This window comes from Bacteroides sp. AM16-13 (assembly GCF_003602705.1).
Lineage (GTDB): Bacteria > Bacteroidota > Bacteroidia > Bacteroidales > Bacteroidaceae > Bacteroides > Bacteroides xylanisolvens.
On sequence record NZ_QTLK01000017.1, the window covers coordinates 45,045 to 61,687 of the forward strand.

Sequence of the window (16,643 nt, forward strand, 5' to 3'; positions counted from 1 at the left end):
AGATTAGGTATTTATGTATAAGAAGGTATTAATATTATTATTTTTTATTCCTTTTCAGTTGTTGTTTGCTCAAACGAGTATGTTGAAAGATTTCCCGGAGGGCTCTACTCCGGAGGAAATAGGTAAGCGATTGGCCTATCGTTTTCTGACAGAGAAACATGCGCTTCATGTCGGAAAATGGATTGGTTATCCGGAGACTTTCTATTGGAACGGGGCTTTACGGTATGCTTATCTTGCAAAAGATAAAGAACTTCTCAATCGTTTGCAAGATAAGTTTGAACCTCTGTTTACCGAGGAGAAAGCGTTGCAACCTATTATGAATCATGTTGATGTGAATATGTTTGGGAGTTTGCCACTTGAGTTATATCTTGTGACGAAGGATAAGAAATATTGGTATTTAGGATTGCCTTATGCCGATTCTCAATGGAAAGTGCCTGCAAATGCGAAACCGGAGGAAAAGGAATGGGCTGAAAAAGGATATTCCTGGCAAACACGTTTGTGGATTGATGATATGTATATGATTACAATTGTGCAGACTCGTGCTTATAAAGTGACGAAGGATAAAAAATATATTGATCGTGCAGCTAAAGAGATGGTGATGTATCTGGATGAGTTGCAACGTCCGAACGGTCTTTTCTATCATGCACCGGATGTACCTTATTATTGGGGGCGCGGAAATGGCTGGATGGCTGCCGGAATGACGGAATTACTTCAGTGTTTGCCTAAAAATCACAAAGACCGTCCTCGTATTTTGCAGGGCTATCGGACAATGATGGAAAGTCTGAAGAAATATCAGAATCCGGAGGGCTTGTGGAATCAGTTGATTGACCAGTCTGACTGTTGGACTGAAACATCAGGATCGGCTATGTTCACTTTTGCTTTTATCAAGGGAGTTAAGAATGGATGGTTGAATGCTGAAGAATATGCTCCTGCTGCTCGTAAGGCGTGGATAGCTTTAGTCTCATATCTTAATGATAAAAATCAAGTGAGAGAAATTTGCGTGGGTACGAATAAGAAGAACAGTAAACAGTATTATTATGACCGTCCACGCCGCACGGGTGATTATCATGGGCAAGGACCTTATCTGTGGTGTGCTGCCGCTCTAATGGAAAAGTAATTGTTCCGGTATTGAGTAGTAATTGAGGCTTTTGGGAGATATTTCTTTTGATTTGGATAATTTTTTTATTTATAGCTCAATTTCTTTTATTCAATGTGAAGGATGTTCCTTAACTTTGGTTTAACAATTTAGTACAAACGGAATCAGACAGGCTGATTCGCAATCATGTTTTATATGAGTTTGAAATATTTACTTTGTGGGATGGCTTTTGTGGCATGTGCCACTATTGCTGAGGCTTTTAATAATGTGCCGGAATCGATTTCTGCATCTATTTCTTTGAAAGTACCTGGAAATGGGGCGAAACACTATCCATTGACTTTTCAGAAATCGCAGAATAATAATGGCACTTATTATTTGGAGAATTCGGAAAAGATGCCGTTGACTGTGTCTCAAAATATAGTTACTGGTAATGATGGGCTACGTATTAGTGTATCTATCACTGCATTGGAAGATGTCTATTTTAATTACAATCAACAGATGGCAACCGGCTTCCGTCATGATGACTGCCTGTTCTATATGCCGGGGTTCTGGTATCGACGTAATCTACGTTCACCCAAAGAGGCTCCTTCATTCCATACATCAGATAGTTGGATTGTAAGCGAAGACAGGTTAAGTGCACCTCTTACGGGAATTTTCTGTGAGAAGACACAACGTTTTATGACTGTCAACAGACTGGATAAGTTTGTAAACAGCACTTTGGCCACGCATCGAGAAGGTGAGATTATTCTTTCGGATAAGACATCTTTGGGGTATACCGGATTTGAAAATAAAGGTGGTGTTGCTACTCTTTCTTTCGGTTTTCCTTATCGGGAAGCTCCCAAAAGTTATATTCGTAAATTGACATTAGCTCCGGCTGTGACTGCTTATCAGCTTCTGAAAAAAGGAGAAACTATTTTGTTGACCTGGCAAATTGTTGAAGGTGAAGCCAAAGACTATTCTGATTTTGTGCGCCATACCTGGGAATATTGTTATGATACATATTCTCCCAAGCCTGTTGATACTCCCTACTCAATTGAGTATATGAAGCAGACTCTTAGCCAATTCTTTGTAAGTAGTTTTGTCGATAAATATCCGTTGGTGTATAATTCGGGCATACATCTTAGGACAGACGCATGTACAAGTAATGGGCAGGCAGAGGTCGGTTTTATCGGTCGTGTTCTTCTGAATGCATTCAATGCTTGGGAATATGGCTGGGAATGTAACCGGGAGGATTTGAAGGCTAATAGTACTAAAATCTTTGATAGTTACCTGAAGAATGGTTTCACAGAGGCAGGCTTTTTCAAGGAATCGGTTAATTTTGATAAGAATTCTGAAGATCCTGTTCATAGCATCCGTCGTCAGTCAGAAGGGCTTTATGCAATCTTCCATTTCCTGGCTTATGAAAAAGAAAAAGGACGTAAACATCCGGAATGGGAACAACGATTGAAGAAAATGCTGGATATGTTTCTGCAATTGCAAAATGCTGACGGCAGTTTTCCACGTAAGTTTCGTGACGATTTCACTATTGTAGATAAAAGTGGGGGAAGCACTCCTTCTGCTACATTGCCTTTGGTGATGGGATATAAGTATTTCAAGGATAAACGTTATTTGGATAGTGCTAAGCGGACTGCAGGTTATCTGGAGAAAGAATTGATTTCTAAAGCAGATTATTTCTCATCTACCCTTGATGCGAATTGTGAAGATAAAGAAGCATCACTTTATGCTGCAACTGCTACTTATTATCTTTCATTGGTTACTAAGGGAGAGGAACATAAACATTATGCTGACCTGACAAAGCAAGCCGCTTATTTCGCCTTATCATGGTATTATTTGTGGGATGTTCCTTTTGCTCCCGGTCAGATGCTGGGTGATATTGGTTTGAAAACACGTGGCTGGGGAAATGTATCAGTAGAAAATAATCATATCGATGTCTTTGTGTTTGAATTTGCCGATGTGCTTCGTTGGCTGTCGAACGAGTATAACGAGTCTCGCTTTTCAGATTTTGCAGAAGTAATTTCAACTTCTATGCGCCAATTATTACCTTATGAAGGGCATATGTGCGGTATTGCAAAGGTAGGTTATTATCCGGAGGTTGTCCAACATACAAGTTGGGATTATGGAAAGAATGGTAAAGGATACTATAATGATATTTTTGCGCCCGGATGGACTGTTGCTTCTTTGTGGGAGCTGTTTACACCAGGGCGTGCAGAGACTTTTATGAAAAAGTAATTATAATAAATTAATTTGTAATGACGTCTAGAAGAGATTTTCTTAAAAAAGCCGGGCTGCTTAGTGCTGCTTTTGCAGTTCCTGCCCTTAATGTGAATGGCGATACCCCACAGTCTAAAATACGTCTGAAGAATACTAAGATTGCGGTGGACGATCGATGGGATGTTATTGTAATCGGTGGTGGACCTGGTGGATGTACCGCTGCAATTTCTGCAGCTAGGGAAGGTGCTAAGACTTTATTGATTGAGGCAATGGGGCAACTTGGTGGTATGGGAACTGCAGGGATGGTTCCGGCATGGTGTCCGTTTTCGGATGGTGAGAAAATCATTTATAGGGGATTGGCGGAAAAGATATTCGAGGCATCAAAAAAAGGAGTGCCTCATGAGAGAAAACAGAAGTTGAACTGGGTGAACATAAATCCCGAATATCTGATGCAGGTTTATGATCAAATGGTCGCTGATTCGGGAGCTCAGGTTCTTTTCTTTTCGAGGGTTGCAGCCGTTGAGATGTCAGCAAATGATACAATAGACGCTATCATTGTGGCAAATAAATCCGGACTTGTCGCATTCAAGGCGAAAGTCTTTATTGATGCAACAGGAGATGGTGATGTGGCTGCATGGGCAGGTGCTTCCTTTAAAAAAGGAGGAGAGGATGGAGTAGTGCAAAGTTCTACTTTATGTTTCTCGTTTGCCAATGTCGATAGCTATCACTATAATCTCATAGGCCCTTCATTACATACGAGTAACAAGAATAGTCCTATTTATGATGTGATTAAGTCCGGAAAATATCCATTGATAGGCAAACATTTCAATAGTAATTTGATCGGTCCGGATGTGGTACAGTTCAATGCCGGACATATTGATAATGTCGATTCGACCGACCCATGGGCTACTACGCGAGCAATGGCTACTGGTAGGCAAATCGCAGAACAATATTTGGAAGCGCTGAAAGAAGTGCAGCCTAAAGCTTTTGGTAGTGCTTTTGTGGTGAAGACTGCCTCTCTGTTAGGAGTCAGGGATAGTCGTCGGATTGAAGGGGATTATACATTTACTTTCCAAGACTGGCTGGAACGCAAAACATTTGAAGATGAGATCGGGCGTAACTGTTACTATATTGATGTCCATAAGCCAGGACATAAGGAGACACGTTACAAAAAAGGAGAGTCGCATGGAATCCCTTATCGTTGTCTGACACCCAAAGGATTAAAGAATCTATTGGTGGCTGGTCGTTGTATCTCTACTGATGAAGAGGCTTTTGGAAGTTTGCGGGTAATGCCTCCTTGTCTGGTGACGGGGGAAGCTGCTGGAATGGCTGCTGTGCATGCCATCAAACAGACAAGGAATGACGTTCATAAAATTGATACTGTTTTGTTACGTAAAAGATTAAAAGAAGAAGGGCAATACTTTTTATAAATGCTTGGAGGAGGTGTTTTATAAGATGTATCTCTTGACAAATGCTTTTAAATGTTGTATCTTTATAGTCGAAAAAAGAATCTAAACCTTGTAGATAGCAGATAAAAGAGTATGAAACTAGTAACTTAAATGATATAATATTACAACAAATATAGAGAATATTTCTAGCATACACTAAGAATGGTGGGCTGGATATAAGCAAGAAGGCTGCAAATTTTACAAAATTTGCAGCCTTCTTGTTGTAAAAAATAGAAATAAAAAGCCGGAAATCAGCTTTTGGAGTTTTTAATAAACTTGGATACCGTTTATAATAAACTACTCCAAAGTTTATTATAAATATGAGATGCGTTTATGTATGAACCTGTCCATATTTTTGTATACTTCAAAACAAAAGCTTGGAATAGTGCCTGTCAGAGGTAACTATAATAAACAAATTAGAAAGTAATCTAATGATACAAGTTATTCGTTTTATGCAAAATTTAGACGTGAAGTTCCAGTATGAAACGGGTTCCTTTGGTATAGCCGGTATCTAGTGTCAGGCTTCCGTTCATCTTGGCAGCAATTAGTGAGCAGATCGGTAAGCCTAGCCCATCTCCTGTAGTGAGGTCTTTCACTTCCGTGAAAGGCTTGAAGATATTTTCTTGTTGCTCTGCCGGAATACCGATTCCCGTATCCGTCACGATAAACTGATGAGTATGCGCACCACGTTTCTTGAACTCAAGGCTGATACGTCCTTGTTCGGTGTAGAAGGCTGCATTTTTCAGTAAATAGAGAAGGATACGTTCCAGTTGCTCCTTGTTTGTCTTTACCTGAAGTTTGGGAGCATTAACTGAAGGAGTAACATCTATTTTTATATGCTCCTTAACCTTATCCATTACATTTTCGCAGAAAGTACCTACGTTGATTTCACCCAATTCATAGAGTTCGGTTAATGAATTCTCTAATGAAGACAGTTCCTGGATATCATCGCTGAATTTCTTCAGAGCAGCGACTTGGCTCTGCATCTGGCTCGCTTCTTGAGGGGCTTTCTGTAAAAGTTCATTCGCAGAAGTAGCCAATGTATTCAAAGTCGGCTCCATCTGTGAAGATATGTTCTGTATGAATTTGGTTTTTAGTTCGTTATGCTCATTGGCAATCTTCACACTTTTCTTTAATTTGCGATTGCCGGCGATAAATTTCAGTAATATGGCGGCCAGTATTACCAGTCCGGCTACGAGGATGACTACAAGAATGCACAGACCTATAATGATGTATTGTTTGGCTGATAGCGTGTCGTCTTTTTCTTGTATGGTCAGTTGGCTTTCATCATATTTTCTTTTCAGTACATTCAATTCGTCTTGAGCTGTCAGCGCTTTCACGGAATCTGTCCAAACGATGTAACTTTCATAGGTGTGTTCCATCAAACGCGCGTTATTAGCTTTACGGGCAATTCCGATAAGGTTCTTATAACAATCATTCACTTTGGCATAGTCTTTCTTTTCCTTATATTGATTAATCAGCTTGCGGAAACAGGCATCACCTTGTGCGTTTTGGTTAAATGTATAGTAATAGTTGGCTTTTGTATACAGTAAAACCTCTGTCAGTGAGTCATTCTTGGCAAGGTTAGCTGTTTCTTCCAGTTTATTCAGCTGTGTTTTTGCCTGAGCTGGATTTTTAAGTGCCGTGTACATCTGCAACCGCTCCTTGTTCACGAGGAAGCGAAGGTCATAAAAGACTTTCTTCTGATTTTGCTCTCCGGCCCATATAAGTTGGTCCATATCACGACAAAGTTCGAATCCTTCTTTGTAAAAGTTCTCTCTGACGTATAAAGCATTCGCCTGAACACCACATTCTATTGCCTGTGGATAGTTTTCGCGGGTTGCAAATGCTTCGTATGCCTTTTTGAATAAGTAACGTGCTTTGATGTAATCTTTTTGGTTGAGGCTACTTTGTGCTTGTTCTTTTAATTCTGTGGCTCTGTCTCGGGGAGTTTGAGCATAAGTCATTATACTCAAACAAAATGTCATTAAAATAGCTATTATCGATTTTCTCATATTAGAATTTATTTATTTGTTACAAATGTAAAACAAATATATGAAAAAAGATAGTGCTGATGATGAAATAATTCTCTTCTGTTTGTATTCATTGTTATTATCCAGCCCAGTTCTCTCTGTCGAGATTTCGATAACTGATAGCCTCTGCCAAATGATTGGGGAGTATTTGTTCTGCTCCTTCCAAATCGGCGATTGTACGGGCAACTTTTAAAATCCGGTCGTAGGCTCGGGCAGATAAATTGAGCCGTTCCATTGCATTTTTCAGTAATGCGAGTCCTTTGGCATCCGGTTGAGCATACATTGCAAGCAGTTTGCTGTTCATTTGTGCATTGCAATAGATTCCGGTATATTCGGTGTATCGTTTTTCCTGCATTTGACGGGCTTTTATCACTCGTTGCCTGATGAGATTGCTCGATTCTCCCTGCCTTTGATCGGAAATCTTATCAAAGGGTACAGGTACAATCTCTATCTGAATGTCGATGCGATCTAATAATGGACCGGATATCTTATTCAAGTACTTTTGAACCTGTCCGGGGCTGCATACGCATGCTTTTGTCGGATGGTTGTAATATCCACAGGGGCATGGGTTCATGGATGCAATCAGCATCAGATTGGCCGGATAGCTGATAGTACTTTTGATGCGTGAAATAGTGATCTGGCGGTCTTCCAATGGTTGGCGCAACACTTCCAGCACTCCTCGGTTGAATTCCGGCAATTCATCTAAGAAAAGTACCCCATTATGTGCCAGACTGATTTCTCCGGGTTGTGGAAAACTTCCTCCGCCAACCATCGCCACCTGGGAAATTGTGTGGTGAGGGTCGCGGAATGGGCGTTGGGAAATCAATGATGAACCGCGTTTCAGTTGTCCGGCAACTGAATGTATCTTGGTGGTTTCCAAACTTTCACCCAGAGAAAGAGGAGGAAGAATGGAAGGAAGGCGTTTGGCCATCATCGATTTACCGCTACCCGGAGCACCTACCATTATTAAGTTATGCCCTCCGGCTGCTGCAACTTCTAGTGCCCTTTTTACATTCTCTTGCCCTTTAACATCTGCAAAATCCAAGTCACAGTTCGTCTGTTGTTGATAGAATTCTTCCCGTGTATTAACAACAGTCGACTCTAATTCGCGTTCATTATTGAAGAATTCGATGACCTCCTTGATATTACTGACCCCGTATACTTTTAATTGATTGACAACGGCAGCTTCCCGTGCGTTTTGTTGGGGGATGATTAGTCCTTCGAAACCATCTTCGCGCGCTTTGATAGCAATGGGAAGCGCACCTTTGATAGGTTGTATACTTCCGTCCAGACTTAGTTCGCCCATTAACAAATAGCGGGAAAACTTCTCGGAAGAGATTGTTTCGTTAGCTCCTAACAATCCGATGGCAAGAGGCAAGTCATAAGCTGAACCCTCTTTTCGGATGTCGGCTGGTGCCATATTAACTACTATATTGCTAGTGGGCATTTTATAGCCATTTACCAGCAATGCGGAAATAATACGTTGATGGCTTTCTTTGACCGCAGAATCCGGAAGGCCGACGAGATAGAACATACAGCCGCGCGAGCTGTTGACTTCGATTGTGATGAGTGTTGCATCAATCCCTTGAACAGCCGCTCCGAATACTTTAATTAACACGTTTGATTACTAGTTATTTTTTCTTCTTATTGTCTTGTTTTTCCTTTTCTTCAGCAGCAGTGACTACTTCCTCTATTTTCTTCTTCAATTGTTCTCCTTTGAGGTTTTTCGCGAGAATCTTACCGTCTGCCGACAGAAGAATGTTGCTGGGAACTTGCTTGATGGCGTATTGTTTGGCTACTTCGGAATTTAGTCCGCCAAAATCACAGACTTGCTCCCAATTGAGCGTATCACGTTTTATAGCATCCTGCCATTCTTGTTTATCCATATCAAGGGAAATACCGAGCATGGCTATATGTTTGTTCTTCTTATATTTCTGATAGATCTCTTTTAACTCGGTATTGCTTTGGTGATTGGAAATGCTATCTCCCCATGAAGCCCAAAAGTTGATTAACAGGTTCTTTTTCTTGAAATCTTCTGATGACCGGGTAATTTTCTCTCCTTTTATATTAGATAGACTGAAGAAGGGGGCATATTTGCCTGTCTCTGTTTTCTCTGACAGCGAGATGGCTTCATTGAGTTGTTCGATATACAGCTTGTCTTGCAATATTCCTGTCATGACTTCAATTAGCTTCTTTATTTTGTTGAAATCGGGCGAATCTTTCTGAACAAAGTATTTATCCAACAAGTAGAGGCTGACAAAAGAAGAATGATGCTTCATGATGAATTCTTCTGCTTTTTGCTCTAAATCTTTCTCGGATGCGGTAGGCAGGCTATTTAGTTCTTTCTGAAAGGTTGTAAACTCTTCATTATATATATTACCATTGATATCCAGATATTCCGGGTGATTGATATCTCCTTTTATTTTGATCTGATTTCCTTTGTCAAGGAAGATTGGATATTCTGTCTGATTGTCAATAAGTAAAAAGGCAGAAGTAATGGTGTCTATTGAAGCTGTATAAGAGAATTTGTCGTTCTTCGCGAAAATGGTATCTATCCGGTCGAATGATTCGTCCATTCCATACAGATAAAGCGTATCTGTGCCCAGACCTTTGATTTCCCCGGTTATGCTAACTTTCTTTGAAGATTTACCACAACTGCATAGACAAATGATTATGAGGATTAAAATGCTACTCTTTTTCATTGCTTTGATTTCTTTTCTGCGAAAGTACGGTTTTTACAGATAAAAAAAAAGAATTGCCCGTCATTTATAATGACAGGCAATTCTTAATATTTAAAATAGAGTGTAATTTTCTTATTTAACGATGTTCATGAAATCTGCATTTGTGAAGAATTTAGCAAATTCCAAGTCAGTAGCTGCTTTCTTAGCTAATGAAGAATCTTTAGCAACTGCGCTCTTCAAGCTGCTTGTTACCATAGAAGAATTATTAGTTCTAGCACCTAAAACTGCCATCAAGTAGTCAGTGTAAGCATCAGGTCTTTCTACGTTAGCCAATGTATTTTTAGCTTTGTTGTAGTCCTTAGCAAGGATTTGAGCCAAAGCAGCACTGTTAGTCTTAGAGTCACCGAATGAGTTTACTGCTCTTTCATATTGACCTTGAGCGATGTACAGGTTACCCATAGATTCGCCAAGTTCTTTTGTGCCGGCAGCTTTACCGAAGTATGCTTCTGCAGCAGTTTTATCACCCTTCATCAAAGAGATCAAACCTAAGTTCATGTTAACTTCAGGAGTAGCATTAACGCTGGCAGCTTTCTTGAAGTAAGATTCTGCTTTGTCAATGTAACCAGCCTGGTAAGCTAATTTACCTAAGTTGTTGTAACCACGGTAATCGTTCGGGAACTGTTTGGTAGCTTGAGTGTAGATAACTTCTTGCTTAGCAGGATCGCTAGTCAGTGTAGCAGCATACAGCAATTCTTCTACGTTCAGTTCAGAAGGATTAGAAGAAGCCAACTTAGCGATTTCTTCGTCAGACTTACCGATGATTTCATAGTTCAAAGTCAAACGAGAACGACGCAATTGAGGAAGAATTGTGTTAGCCAATTCTTTGTATACAGCAGAGATGTTCTTGATTTCGCTTTCTCTTTGAGCAGGATCTTGGTACATTGCAATAACGCGGAGAATCAACTCTTTGTCTTGGATGTTAGATTTAGAAACCAGTTCTTGGAAACCTTCCCAGTCCTGTGCAGTATATTTAGCATCGATCGGAGCATCGATTTTTGCTTTCTTCAGGTCTTTGCTCAACATCTTAGTTGTGTTGCCTTCACGGTTTTCAGCAAGAGTAGTATTCAAGCTTACACCACCATCAGGAGAAGCGTATGCAGAAACTTCGATGTTGCTGATCTTCTTGTTAGCAGCTTCGTTAACGTTAGCTACTTCTTTGTTGAATTCTTTAGCAGTCTTCAATTCGCTGGAACGAATGTTAGCTTGTTGGATCAAGAACATGATGTTGGCATCGTGTTTTTCTTTGATGATACGTTGGAAAGCGTCTTCACCCAATGCAGGGTTAGCGTTACCTAATGTATTGTTTACTAATTCAGAAGTAGAGATTACACCATCAGCTATTTTCACAGCAGGAATAGTCACCACTTTCTTTCCGATAGTAGCTTTGAATTCCAGATACAATTCTGACTTAGCCATTTCAGGAACATAGTCAAAAGAAGTTTTCATCGTGTAGCTACCGCCCATCTTGTAAGAGATAGTCTGGTCGTTACCTTCCACTTTTTCACCTTGGAAAGTAGCTGGTTGGCCTTTAGCTTCGCCGCCATTCCATTTCAAAACCGGAGTAACTTCTACAACCGCTTTTTTGTTGAAATACTTTTCAGGAAATTTACCATTGATGGTCGCAGGAACTTTACCACCTACTGCCTCCAGCACTTGCGGAGTAACAGTGAAGTAATCAGCTGACAATTCACCCATTTTTTTGCTGCAAGAAGAGAATAATGCAACAACCATTGCCATGAGTAAAGGCAAGTACAACTTCTTAGTCATTTTAGGTATAAATTAAATGTTTGTAATTGAAATATCGTCTATTTGCCAACCTCCTTCTGCTCACACAGAAAAAGTAACGCAAAGATATTAATTCTTAATATAATTATATAGATAAGGGGGCGATTTTATCATAATTTAATGAAATAACTCCTCTTTTTCTTTCCTATACTTGATATTTCGTGGGTGATGCTCGATAATCTCACTACGAAGCATATTGCGGTCGATGTGGGTATAGATTTCCGTTGTCGCAATGGATTCATGTCCGAGCATACATTGAATGGCTCTCAAATTGGCTCCACCTTCCAGTAAATGAGTGGCAAAGGAGTGCCGGAAAGTGTGCGGACTGATGTTTTTGGTAATGCCCGCTTTTTGTGCTAATTCTTTTATCATATGAAAGATCATAATTCGGGAAAGACCTTTGCCTCTCCGCTGACTGACGAAAACGAAATCCTCATGCCCTTTTTTCACTTCAATCTGGTTACGGTCTGTGATGTAAAGCTTTATTTCATTAATGGCCCGGGGGGAGATCGGTACGAGTCGTTGTTTGCTTCCTTTTCCTTCTACTTTGATAAAGCCTTCATCAAAATAGAGGTCGGATAGTTTAAGGGTGATAAGTTCTGATACCCGAAGTCCGCAGCTGTATAGTGTTTCTAAAATAGCTCTGTTTCGCTGTCCTTCAGCTTTGCTGCGGTCGACGGCGGAGATAATCCGGTCAATTTCCTCCACAGTCAGTACTTCGGGAAGTTTGAAACCTATTTTAGGGCCTTCTAATAGTTCACTGGGATCTGCTTCCAGATAGTTTTCGAGGATGAGGAAACGGAAAAATGATTTGATTCCTGATAAGATGCGGGCTTGTGAACGGGGATGAATGCCGATGTCATGTAATCCGGCCGCAAAACGTTGAAGATCGGACAGGCATACGTCCAATACGTAAATCCCTTCCAATGTCAGAAAGCTCATCAGTTTGTCCAGATCCGTCAGATAGGCATCCAGCGTATTAAGAGATAAGGACTTTTCGAGTTTGAGATACTGCTGATACTTCCTGATTATCAGCTCTTGTTGTTCCTTCTTATGCTTTTTTTCGTTGATTTCCATTTCTTTTTTCTACCTTTGCACATTCTTTCAGATACAAAGGTATAAAAAAACAGGATTGCGCGATGAAGATACAAATTATTAATGGCCCGAATATTAATCTGTTGGGTAAGCGTGAACCTTCCATTTACGGAAGCGTTACATTTGAAGATTACTTGGCTGATCTTCGCAAAAGATACGTTGACGTGGAGATCGACTATTTTCAATCGAACATCGAGGGAGAAATGATAGACTGCATACAGCAGGTGGGATTTGATGTGGATGGTATAATCTTGAATGCAGGTGCGTATACACATACTTCCATAGCTTTGCAGGATGCTATTCGTTCTGTGACATCTCCGGTGATTGAGGTGCATATTTCCAATGTGCATAGTCGCGAGTCTTTCCGGCACGTATCGATGATTGCTTGTGCTTGTAAAGGAGTGATTTGTGGCTTTGGGCTAAATTCGTACCGTTTGGCTTTGGAGGCTTTATTGGATAGATAATAAATAAGGTAATAATATATAATAGGTAGAAAGACTATGTTATTGAAACAGACTAAGATTGTGGCTTCCATCTCGGATAGACGTTGTGATGTGGATTTTATAAAACAGTTGTTTGAAGCTGGGATGAATGTAGTGCGTATGAATACAGCGCATGCTAGCCGTGAAGGTTTTGAAGCTTTGATTGCAAATGTACGTGCTGTGTCCAACCGTATTGCGATTTTGATGGATACAAAAGGTCCGGAAGTTCGTACGACGGCTAATGCAGAGCCGATTCCATATAAAATAGGAGAGAAAGTAAAGATTGTAGGTAATCCGGATTTGGAAACAACTCGTGAGTGTATTGCTGTTTCATATCCGAACTTTGTGTCTGACCTGAATATCGGCGGTACGATTCTGATTGATGATGGCGATCTGGAACTGGAAGTTATTGATAAGACGGATGGTTATTTGCTGTGTGAAGTTAAGAACGATGCTACTTTGGGAAGCCGTAAAAGCGTAAATGTCCCGGGTGTTCGCATCAATCTTCCTTCATTAACGGAAAAAGACCGTAACAATATTCTTTATGCTATCGAAAAGGATATTGATTTTATCGCTCACTCTTTCGTACGCAACCGTCAGGATGTACTTGACATACGTGAAATTCTGGATGCACATAATAGTGATATTAAGATTATTGCTAAGATTGAGAATCAGGAAGGGGTGGATAATATCGATGAAATCCTGGAAGTGGCAGATGGCGTAATGGTTGCCCGTGGTGACTTAGGTATCGAGGTGCCTCAAGAACGTATTCCGGGAATCCAGCGTGTATTGATTCGCAAGTGTATTCTGGCAAAGAAGCCGGTAATCGTTGCTACTCAAATGCTCCATACAATGATAAATAATCCTCGTCCGACTCGTGCGGAAGTGACTGATATTGCCAATGCAATCTACTATCGTACAGATGCTTTGATGTTGAGCGGAGAAACCGCTTATGGTAAGTATCCGGTAGAAGCGGTGAAAACGATGACTAAAATTGCGGCTCAGGCAGAAAAAGATAAACTGGAAGAAAATGATATCCGTATTCCGTTAGATGAGAATAGTAATGATGTTACGGCGTTCCTTGCTAAACAAGCAGTAAAAGCTACTTCTAAGTTAAAAATACGTGCTATTATTACTGATAGTTATAGCGGACGCACTGCTCGTAATCTGGCTGCTTTCCGTGGAAAGTATCCAGTGCTGGCTATCTGCTATAAAGAAAAGACAATGCGTCATTTGGCTTTGTCTTATGGTGTGGAAGCTATCTATATGCCGGAATTGGCTAACGGACAGCAATATTACTTTGCGGCATTGCGCCGTCTGTTGAAAGAAGGCCGTTTGCAGCCTTCCGATATGGTCGGTTATTTAAGTAGTGGTAAGGCAGGAACAAAGACCTCATTCCTCGAAATCAATGTAGTGGAAGATGCTTTGAAGCATGCAGAGGAGACTGTATTACCTAACAACAACCGTTATCTTTAATTTTTAAAGAGGTAAGTTTTATGCAGGAAACCGAATCGATAGACGAATATATTTTGCAGCATATTGATCCCGAGAGCGATTACTTGAAATCGCTCTATCGGGATACGCATGTAAAGCTCCTTCGTCCTCGTATGGCTTCCGGGCATTTGCAGGGACGGATGCTGAAGATGTTTGTAGAAATGATTCAGCCTCGTCAGATATTGGAAATCGGAACGTATAGCGGCTACTCCGCCCTTTGTTTGGCGGAAGGTCTGCCGGAAGGTGGACTGTTGCATACGTTTGAGATCAATGATGAACAAGAGGACTTTACCCGTCCATGGCTGGAGAAATCACCGTTTGCCGATAAAATTCGTTTTTATATAGGTGATGCTTTAGAACTTGTTCCGCGTTTAGGTGTTACTTTTGATATGGCTTTTATTGATGGCGATAAACGTAAGTATATTGAATACTACGAGATGACATTGGCGTATCTTTCCGAAGGCGGATATATCATTGCTGATAATACTTTGTGGGACGGGCATGTGCTTGAACAGCCTCGCAATACGGACGCTCAAACGATTGGTATTAAAGCCTTTAATGATTTGGTAGCACAAGATGTGCGAGTGGAAAAAGTAATACTTCCTTTGCGTGACGGATTAACGATCATAAGGAAGAAAATAGTAAGTAGTAAATTGTAAAATAGTAAATAACTTTATGGAAACAACCAGACAGAATAAGATATCTCGCTTGTTGCAGAAAGAGCTAAGTGAGATATTCCTGCTTCAAACAAAGTCCATGCCGGGTACATTGGTCTCTGTTAGCGCAGTTCGCATCAGTCCTGATATGAGTATTGCCCGTGTCTACCTCAGTGTTTTTCCTTCAGAGAAAGCAGAAGAGATGGTGAAGAATATCAATAACAATATGAAATCCATTCGTTATGAGCTTGGGACTCGTGTACGTCACCAGCTGCGTATCATTCCTGAACTGAAATTCTTCGTGGATGATTCATTGGATTATATTGAGAAAATAGATTCATTGCTGAAGTGAAATAACTCATTGCAGAGGTGAACTTCCCTTTTTATATAGCCAGGCGTTATCTTTTTTCAAAGAAAAAGCATAATGCTATTAATATCATATCCGGCATTTCCGTATGTGGAGTGGCTCTTGCTACGCTTGCTTTGGTTTGCACTCTTTCTGTTTTTAATGGTTTTCAGGATATGGTGGCCAGCTTTTTTACGGCTTTTGATCCGCAGTTGAAAATTACGGTCCGTGAAGGAAAAGTCTTTGATGCACAAGATGAACGGATTCGTGCCGTTTGTGTGCTTCCTGAAGTGGAGGTGTTTACAGAGACGCTCGAAGAGAATGCAATGGTGCAATACAAGGACCGTCAGGCTATGGTTGTACTAAAAGGGGTGGAGGATAATTTTGAAGAACTGACGGCCATAGACAGCATACTTTATGGCGCGGGAGAATTCGTTCTTCATGATTCGATCGTGAATTATGGCGTCATGGGAGTGGAATTGGTTGCGACTTTGGGAACTGGTTTGGAGTTTGTCGATCCTCTTCAGGTATATCTTCCCAAGCGAAATGCCAAAGTAAACATGGCAAATCCCGGCGCTTCTTTTAACCGTGATTATCTGTATTCTCCAGGTGTCGTATTTGTGGTGAATCAGCAAGAATATGATGGAAAATATATTCTGACTTCTCTTGATTTTCTTCGTCAGCTTCTGGATTATACAACAGAAGTCTCTGCGATGGAATTGAAATTGAAATCTAATGTAAATACTTCATCGGTACAATCTAAAATAGAAAACATACTAGGTGATGATTTTGTTGTTCAGAATCGTTATCAGCAGCAGGCAGATATTTTCCGTATTATGGAGATAGAGAAACTAATCTCTTATTTGTTCCTCACTTTTATTTTAATGATAGCCTGTTTTAATGTGATAGGCTCTCTTTCTATGTTGATCTTGGATAAGAAGGATGATGTAGTAACTTTGCGGAGTCTTGGAGCTAGTGATAAACTCATCTCCCGAATATTCCTTTTTGAAGGACGTCTCATTTCTCTTTTTGGCGCTATTTCCGGTATTGTCCTGGGCTTAATTCTATGTTTTATCCAACAGAAATTCGGTATAATTTCATTGGGAGGCGGTGGTGGCACTTTTGTTGTAGACGCTTATCCTGTCAGTGTTCACGCTTGGGATGTGGTACTTATTTTTATCACCGTTTTGGCAGTCGGATTCCTTTCTGTATGGTATCCTGTACGTTATTTAAGTAAGAGGCTTTTATAAATCAAT

At 40.5% G+C, this 16,643-nt stretch carries 13 protein-coding genes; 8 read left to right on the forward strand and 5 right to left on the reverse strand.

Translation table 11 applies throughout. The features are described from left to right. Positions 1-13: 13 nt before the first annotated feature. The 3 genes from DW173_RS14865 (at position 14) to DW173_RS14875 (ending at position 4,737) form a co-directional block, all read left to right on the forward strand. Positions 14-1,117: a glycoside hydrolase family 105 protein gene (locus DW173_RS14865; RefSeq protein WP_004323027.1), complete on the forward strand. Its 1,104-nt coding sequence runs from the start codon at positions 14-16 to the stop codon at positions 1,115-1,117. A gap of 174 nt (positions 1,118-1,291) precedes the next feature. Further along, positions 1,292-3,325 carry a hypothetical protein gene (locus DW173_RS14870; RefSeq protein WP_120144690.1) on the forward strand — a complete coding sequence of 678 codons (2,034 nt, stop codon included), beginning with the start codon at positions 1,292-1,294 and terminating at the stop codon, positions 3,323-3,325. Positions 3,326-3,345: 20 nt separating this feature from the next. Continuing rightward, positions 3,346-4,737 carry an FAD-dependent oxidoreductase gene (locus tag DW173_RS14875; protein WP_120144660.1) on the forward strand — a complete coding sequence of 464 codons (1,392 nt, stop codon included), beginning with the start codon at positions 3,346-3,348 and terminating at the stop codon, positions 4,735-4,737. Between the two features lie 479 nt (positions 4,738-5,216). On the opposite strand, the gene DW173_RS14880 is transcribed toward DW173_RS14875, so the two are convergent. The 5 genes from DW173_RS14880 to xerD all read right to left on the reverse strand — a co-directional run bounded on the left by DW173_RS14880 (position 5,217) and on the right by xerD (position 12,391). After that, entirely contained in the window at positions 5,217-6,743 is a 1,527-nt protein-coding gene (locus DW173_RS14880; RefSeq protein WP_369741262.1) for a sensor histidine kinase, read from the reverse strand. A gap of 124 nt (positions 6,744-6,867) precedes the next feature. Continuing rightward, positions 6,868-8,406 carry a YifB family Mg chelatase-like AAA ATPase gene (locus tag DW173_RS14885; protein WP_120144661.1) on the reverse strand — a complete coding sequence of 513 codons (1,539 nt, stop codon included), beginning with the start codon at positions 8,404-8,406 and terminating at the stop codon, positions 6,868-6,870. Positions 8,407-8,419: 13 nt separating this feature from the next. Next, positions 8,420-9,490, reverse strand: a complete 1,071-nt coding sequence (locus DW173_RS14890) for a TlpA disulfide reductase family protein (protein ID WP_117684124.1) — start codon at positions 9,488-9,490, stop codon at positions 8,420-8,422. Positions 9,491-9,601: 111 nt separating this feature from the next. Continuing rightward, on the reverse strand, positions 9,602-11,296 hold the full coding sequence (locus DW173_RS14895) for a tetratricopeptide repeat protein (RefSeq protein WP_192920613.1): 1,695 nt from the start codon (positions 11,294-11,296) through the stop codon (positions 9,602-9,604). A 135-nt stretch (positions 11,297-11,431) separates the two neighbouring features. After that, entirely contained in the window at positions 11,432-12,391 is a 960-nt protein-coding gene (gene xerD / locus DW173_RS14900; RefSeq protein ID WP_004317151.1) for a site-specific tyrosine recombinase XerD, read from the reverse strand. A gap of 62 nt (positions 12,392-12,453) precedes the next feature. Here xerD and aroQ point away from each other — a divergent pair, with 62 nt between their 5' ends. The 5 genes from aroQ to DW173_RS14925 are packed head-to-tail and all read left to right on the forward strand — an operon-like array spanning position 12,454 to position 16,637. Continuing rightward, a complete protein-coding gene (gene aroQ, locus DW173_RS14905) occupies positions 12,454-12,873 on the forward strand; it encodes a type II 3-dehydroquinate dehydratase (protein ID WP_004311171.1) in 420 nt (139 codons plus the stop codon). Positions 12,874-12,909: 36 nt separating this feature from the next. Further along, positions 12,910-14,367 (forward strand): pyruvate kinase, encoded by a 1,458-nt coding sequence (gene pyk, locus DW173_RS14910; RefSeq protein ID WP_008023274.1) that lies wholly within the window; start codon positions 12,910-12,912, stop codon positions 14,365-14,367. A gap of 20 nt (positions 14,368-14,387) precedes the next feature. After that, positions 14,388-15,044, forward strand: coding sequence for an O-methyltransferase (locus tag DW173_RS14915; RefSeq protein ID WP_087322164.1), 657 nt, complete (start codon positions 14,388-14,390; stop codon positions 15,042-15,044). Between the two features lie 16 nt (positions 15,045-15,060). Beyond that, positions 15,061-15,393 (forward strand): 30S ribosome-binding factor RbfA, encoded by a 333-nt coding sequence (rbfA, locus tag DW173_RS14920; protein ID WP_004296522.1) that lies wholly within the window; start codon positions 15,061-15,063, stop codon positions 15,391-15,393. Between the two features lie 17 nt (positions 15,394-15,410). Continuing rightward, positions 15,411-16,637, forward strand: a complete 1,227-nt coding sequence (locus tag DW173_RS14925) for an FtsX-like permease family protein (protein WP_120144663.1) — start codon at positions 15,411-15,413, stop codon at positions 16,635-16,637. Positions 16,638-16,643: the final 6 nt, after the last annotated feature.